The following is a 5,922-nucleotide window of genomic DNA, read 5'->3' as shown; positions in this document are numbered from 1 at the left end:
AGAGTGAATCCGTAAATAGCTAAAAATAGGCTGTTTACGGATTTTTTAATTTGATTTGTACCGCCAAATGTACCGCCAAATTTTATCAATTTAAATATTTAACTAGACTTCATGAAAATTTACCTCAGTTCTTATTAAGTTTAATTTCTTTAAATTTTTTTTTAACCAAAAAGAACAAAAGAGAGGAATAAGATTAAGATAACCGTGGGAACTCACAATTCCGTCAACAATGATAATCCCCTCTCTTTTCTACTTTGAATTTCGTTTAGTTTTGTGAGACCTGGATTTGGTTTTAAAGTCGATGAAAAATAAAGTGGCTGTTCTTTTCAATCATTTTCCTATGGATAAAATTAAATATTATTACGGAGTAGACATTAGTAAATCATTCTTTGATGTAGTTGATCAAACTGGCAAGCATGATCAATTTTCTAATGATGTAAAGGGCTTTAAATGCTTATTGAAGTTTATTAAAGAAGATAGTCTGGTAATAATGGAGGCAACGGGTTACCACCATTACAGGTTAGCTCAGTATCTCTATGAAAAAGGGATAACGGTATCTGTTGTGAATCCCCTTTCGGTGAAGCGATTTATTCAAATGAAGCTCTCTAAAATCAAAACCGATAAGAGCGATGCGAAAGCGATCTGTGAGTATGCACAGGCTACTCAAGTTTCACTGTACAACGGCAGAAATGCAGTTCAGGCTGAATGCTTACAATTACTTAGTCTTCAGGGTCTTTATCTTAAACAACGTACAGCTGTTAAGAATAAGCTCCATGGCGAGAAAGCCTTAGGTACACCTTCAAAGACAGTAAGTAGATCCCTTGTTCGAATGCTAAAACAATTAGAGAAGGAGTTAGCTCAGATCGACAACAAGCTGGAATCCTTAGTCAGAAAAATCCAGGTAGAGCAATTGGGACAATTAACCAGTATTCCTGGAATGGGAAAGAAGACCGCGATGTTTTTGATTGTACTTACCGATGGATTCACCAATTTTGAGAATGCGAGGCAACTTTGTTGCTATAGTGGGCTTACACCCACGATTAGGCAATCAGGATCAAGTGTAAGAGGGCGAAGTAGAATTAGTAAAGTAGGCAATCGAAAGCTTCGGAATTTACTATTCATGTGTAGCTTCACTGCATGTAAAACCAATAAAGCTTGTAGAGAAATCTATGAACGAATAGTTGAAAAGGGCAAGAGTAAAAAGCTAGCATTAATAGCAGTATGTAATAAGCTATTGAAACAAGCATTTGCCATCGCTAAATCAGGAACCTATTACCAGGAATTTTTTTGTCGAAATTAGTCTTAAGTACTTAGATTTTACCTTAGTTCTTTGTTGTACAACGTCTAATAAATCAATTTGCTATTCCGATTTCCGAAAACATTTCTTTCAATTCCTTAATTTGCGTTTTAGTTTTAATTTCGTTTAAATCTCGGCTTTTTCCATTATTTAATTCCAAGGAAATTATTTTTCTGACAAATATGGTTCTCTGCTTTAAATGATCAATTTTTTCAATCGGTATTTTGTTTGGAGTTGATTTTTTGAAAATCAAAAAATATAAAACAATCAAAGAGACAGTTCCAACAAAAACCCATATCATTTTTATAACCCCTAAACCAGTTTTATGTATATCATGAAGAATGTAAAGCGCCGTTGTCAAATTTAGAATCATTAGGAATTTCAATATAAAATAATGACCATTCAATTTATCTTGAATTTCTATAATTTTCTCTGCCTCGTTGTATTTAATCTTCATTTTCGGCATTTAAATGTTGCAACGGTTTCGTATATCGACAAGTGGCGCGGAATCATGGATGCGGCTTTGTCGGCTTAGTGTTTTAATAGTTGATCAAGTTAAATATTTTCATTCTAACGCTACCGTCTATTTGCAATAACCGTTGTGGGCAAACGTTTCTAAACTATTAATTTAAAATGTAATTCTCAATTCTTGTCAATACATCACTATCCTTCACAATATTTAGATGATTTACATTTTCCATAATTTGTACATCAGCATATTTAAAAGCTGGGCTATAAACTTCTTTAAATTTACTGGAGAAGAAACTCTCATCTTCAGCACCCACTAATACTAAGCTACTTGTTCGCAAGTTAGCAATATCGTTTTCATAGTCTTTAGGTGCAAAATTTACTGCCATACGGTAGGAATAGGATTTGTTTTGTAAGCTATCTTCATAGGCTTCTGGTCGGTTGAAAAATAGAACGGGTTTTTCATTATAATTTTGAATACCAATAGAATTCAACATAGATAACCCAACCCATCTTTTAACTCCAACTGTTACCCACCCACCACTTTCCGGTTTTACGGTTGGAGCATCATGTCCTAGGTATGGTGCAATCATTATAGCTTTATCAATTTTAATTAGGTTTGAATTGCCTATATATCGTAAAACTAAACCGCCTCCTGAAGAATGTCCTGCCAAAATAATTTTCTTAGCATTTAAGCTATCTTTTGAGTACATGATAATATCTTCAATATCTTCTTCCAATTGACCAATGTATTTTATGTCAGATTGATCTTTTAGATTACGTCCATGACCTCTCAAATCCGGTGTTATTACTGTGGCAAAGTTATCTTGAGAAATATTACCAGCTAATGTTTCCAGGTATCGGCTTTCTGATGCACTACCATGTATTAAAATTAAAGCGATGGTAGATTGACTTGGATAAATTTCACTAAATAAATTATTGCCATCACGCATTTTAATCCATTTCTCATTTTTTCTAAAAGATTTTACCGACAGAGTATCAATAGAACTATAATCATAATTTTCGATTTTCTCTTTTTTAGGAATTGGCCAATTGATAAGTACTAATGCAGTTATGAAGAATATACATACATTGACTGCTAAAAATATTACTACTCGCTTTAGATTTTTTTTCATTCTTAGATTTTAATTATTACCCTAAAGTATTTTTAGCCGTTAATAATTTTTAAAAAAAGTTACTGAGTTGTATTAATGGAATGCTGAATTGAAATGTTTGCCAACGGTCCCGGTTAACGCAAGTTGGCGGAGTAGGGGACGCGGATTTGTCGGCTTAGTGTTTTAATTGTTGATCAAGTTAAATAATTTTCTTTCTAACGGTACCGCCTATTTGCAATAACCGTTGTTGTAACGCGTATGCTACTCCGAAACTAAATTTATAGCATTCCAAACGTATTCTTTACTAAATTCTCCAAAATAAGAGACATATTCTCCACCTGAAGAAATTACTACGAAACTTGAGCAAGGATAATGATATTTAAAAAATAATTTCTCGGTTAAGCCATCAGGATCTTTATACAAATTGATTACTCCTTCATACTTTTCTAAGCCTTCTTTATCTTTATATAAGTAAATAGGAGGGTTAGCTTTTAATTGTTGAACTCCATCTTCTAGAGTTCGATACCAATTTTTTAGTGATTCTTTTGTAGCTGATCCACTTGAACTGCAAGGATCTTTTCCAGGATAATATAAAACCACAATAGGCTTTGAATAATCTAATTGTTCGGAAGGTTTATTTGAAATTAGAGAACGATATATCTTTAAATTTTCAATTTTTCCTGTTTTTGTTCTTTCTACTAATTTTTTCTGATTTAATGTATCAAGCTGAACATCTAAATACTTGTTTGTTGACCTTTTTAGTCGGAATTCTGATTTTGATATTTCTTTATTATTAATATCTAAATAGGTGAAATCTCCTTGTGAGGATGAACACGAATAGAGAATTAGTCCGATTATTGTTATAGTTAGAATTTTTCTCATATGCGTTACAACGGTCTTGGTTAAGGCAAGTGGCGTGGAGTAGGGACACGTTCTTGTCGGCTTAGTTGTTTTTTACTTGGTCTCTAAAATAGTACTTTTCATCTGAATGCCCGCTATTTGCGCTTAACCGATGTTGTAAATAGTGCTTTTCTAAATGTTTGTATTATCCCTTTTTTTATTCACTAAAATTTAGTCCGTTTTTTTTGAACAAACTGAAACGTAATAATTGTCCAAATCTCGAATTGAAAATTCCATTCGCCCAGAATTCGGGTTTAATCTTGGTTCGCTTTCAATTCTTGCATTTAGCTTTTTTGCGTTCTCCCAAATTGGTTTTAAATCATTGACAACAAAATATAAAATCAATCCATTCCCAGCATTTTTCGGGTCTTTAAAAGTTGGATGTTCGTGTTCGCCCCATTTATGAAGAGACAAAATTTGCTCCCCATATTTATCCGTTAAGATCTCGAATACTGATCCGCCGTGTTTGCTTAAGCAACCCAATAAGTTTTGATAAAATTTCGAGCTCTTTTCTACACTTTTTACGGCAATTATCGGTTCTGTTTTTATCATTTTACCTCACGAATTTTTATATGCAAAATACTCAGCTAGGTTTTCTATTTTATACAAAAGTTTCTGCATTGTTTACAACGGTCCCGGTTAACGCAAGTTGGCGGAGTAAGGGACGCGGATTTGTCGGCTTAGTGTTTTAATAGTTAATCAAGTTAAATATTTTCTTTCTAACGGTACCGCCTATTTGCGATAACCGTTGTTACCTGCTGGTTTTATTATGAATTTTTATTTCACTTTTATCCAACACTTGCTTTGGTAAAATGTATCCAGATATTTTTCTCATTTCCTTGAAAAAATAAATAGTAAGTAATAGCTGAATTATATTTATACCTATAAAAAATAATCCATCAGGTGGCGTTTGAAAAATATAGAGGATTCTTGTATAAAAGTTTAAATCAACATCTAGAAACCAGTCATTTTGATTAAAGAGATTTATAAAAATTTGTGGCCCATAGCTTAATTTATATACGAATCCGAAAACACCTATTGTCAGTACTTGTAATAAATTAAATATGAAAAAGAAAAAGTTACCAATATGAAGTTTTGGTTCTAAAGCGGTTTTTATTCCATAATACAATCCAATAATTAGTAGAAATTCCGATAATAATAGAAATTCTAATTCTGCACCTTCTTCGAATATTGCAATGGTATTAAATATTAAGCAAATTAATATCACTATTAGGTTATAAAGTAGAATTGCATTTTTCATTCAGTTTGTTCTTTACTCTATTTTTCTAAAACTTGCAGGTAACGGTCCCGGTTAACGCAAGTTGGCGGAGTAAGGGACGCGGATTTGTCGGCTTAGTGTTTTAATAGTTGATCAAGTTAATTATTTTCTTTCTAACGGTACCGCCTATTTGCGATAACCGTTGTTGGCAACAGTTATTCTACGTTCAATTCAGCCGTAATTTTTAATTTATTGGATGAATTTTTGTCTTTTACCGTTGCTATTATTCTGCAAGGATTATCAATTTGATTTTGTGGAAAAGTTATTTTTGCCACTAATTGTTCGTTAATATTTTTTGAGTTTATTCCGTTCTCTTCGTAGTCTAAAATATTTGGACTGGACAATATTGATTTTTCATTCGCATCTTGAATGTCAATTGAAAAAATCGGAAATACCATTTCATCAGTTTCGTTCAAGCCTTTAATTCCTTCTAAAATCAATATAAATTGATGTTTTGAGCTGACATTTTTATTTAAAACCGGTTCTTTCAAAGTTTCATTCCAGAGATAGATATTTGAATAATCAATTCCGTTTTCATTGATTTCCAAAATATCACTTTCCACTACCGTGAATGGAAGTTCGTAAGTAAATTTCCTATCGCTTTTTCTATCTTTTATATTTATATGAACAATATATTTTTCATCATTTTCATAGGGTAGGGCAGCTACAAAATTGGCTCTCAATTGAAGTGGATTTAATTCAGTCCCATTATTTAAGTTCTGCAAAAGATTTGGTTTTGATAAAATTGTATCTTTTTCATTCTTTACAATGAACATTGATAAGTCTGGATATGTCTTACCGTTGATACGCTTTAGACCACTAATGTTGTTAAACTTAAAATTCACATTTTCGCCGAAAATAAA

Annotated in this window: 7 protein-coding genes; 1 reads left to right on the top strand and 6 read right to left on the bottom strand. The window is 32.3% G+C overall.

What is annotated here, in order from left to right; genetic code table 11:
- The first annotated feature begins 340 nt into the window (after nucleotides 1-340).
- On the top strand, nucleotides 341-1,300 hold the full coding sequence (locus tag ACNKXV_RS09305; RefSeq protein WP_417907746.1) for an IS110 family RNA-guided transposase: 960 nt from the start codon (nucleotides 341-343) through the stop codon (nucleotides 1,298-1,300).
- 52 nt (nucleotides 1,301-1,352) lie between these two features.
- On the opposite strand, the gene ACNKXV_RS09300 is transcribed toward ACNKXV_RS09305, so the two are convergent.
- The 6 genes from ACNKXV_RS09300 to ACNKXV_RS09275 form a co-directional block, all read right to left on the bottom strand.
- Entirely contained in the window at nucleotides 1,353-1,754 is a 402-nt protein-coding gene (locus ACNKXV_RS09300) for a hypothetical protein (RefSeq protein ID WP_417907452.1), read from the bottom strand.
- 166 nt (nucleotides 1,755-1,920) lie between these two features.
- Nucleotides 1,921-2,901: an alpha/beta hydrolase gene (locus tag ACNKXV_RS09295; protein ID WP_417907451.1), complete on the bottom strand. Its 981-nt coding sequence runs from the start codon at nucleotides 2,899-2,901 to the stop codon at nucleotides 1,921-1,923.
- Between the two features lie 240 nt (nucleotides 2,902-3,141).
- Nucleotides 3,142-3,762 (bottom strand): hypothetical protein, encoded by a 621-nt coding sequence (locus tag ACNKXV_RS09290; RefSeq protein ID WP_417907450.1) that lies wholly within the window; start codon nucleotides 3,760-3,762, stop codon nucleotides 3,142-3,144.
- Between the two features lie 189 nt (nucleotides 3,763-3,951).
- Nucleotides 3,952-4,332 (bottom strand): VOC family protein, encoded by a 381-nt coding sequence (locus tag ACNKXV_RS09285; protein WP_417907449.1) that lies wholly within the window; start codon nucleotides 4,330-4,332, stop codon nucleotides 3,952-3,954.
- Between the two features lie 199 nt (nucleotides 4,333-4,531).
- Nucleotides 4,532-5,041, bottom strand: a complete 510-nt coding sequence (locus ACNKXV_RS09280; protein ID WP_417907448.1) for a hypothetical protein — start codon at nucleotides 5,039-5,041, stop codon at nucleotides 4,532-4,534.
- A gap of 173 nt (nucleotides 5,042-5,214) precedes the next feature.
- Nucleotides 5,215-5,922 (bottom strand): hypothetical protein (locus ACNKXV_RS09275; RefSeq protein WP_417907447.1); only part of this gene is annotated, 708 nt, incomplete at its 5' end.

Source organism: Christiangramia aquimixticola (assembly GCF_048285835.1).
Classification (GTDB): domain Bacteria; phylum Bacteroidota; class Bacteroidia; order Flavobacteriales; family Flavobacteriaceae; genus Christiangramia; species Christiangramia aquimixticola.
The sequence above is the reverse complement of the archived record's forward strand: the minus strand, read 5'-3'. Positions and strand labels throughout refer to the sequence as shown.

Coding starts and splice junctions, on each gene's coding strand:
- ACNKXV_RS09305 (WP_417907746.1), top strand. CDS start 341: ATGGATAAAATTAAATATTATTACGGAGTAGACATTAGTAAATCATTC.
- ACNKXV_RS09300 (WP_417907452.1), bottom strand. CDS start 1,754: ATGAAGATTAAATACAACGAGGCAGAGAAAATTATAGAAATTCAAGAT.
- ACNKXV_RS09295 (WP_417907451.1), bottom strand. CDS start 2,901: ATGAAAAAAAATCTAAAGCGAGTAGTAATATTTTTAGCAGTCAATGTA.
- ACNKXV_RS09290 (WP_417907450.1), bottom strand. CDS start 3,762: ATGAGAAAAATTCTAACTATAACAATAATCGGACTAATTCTCTATTCG.
- ACNKXV_RS09285 (WP_417907449.1), bottom strand. CDS start 4,332: ATGATAAAAACAGAACCGATAATTGCCGTAAAAAGTGTAGAAAAGAGC.
- ACNKXV_RS09280 (WP_417907448.1), bottom strand. CDS start 5,041: ATGAAAAATGCAATTCTACTTTATAACCTAATAGTGATATTAATTTGC.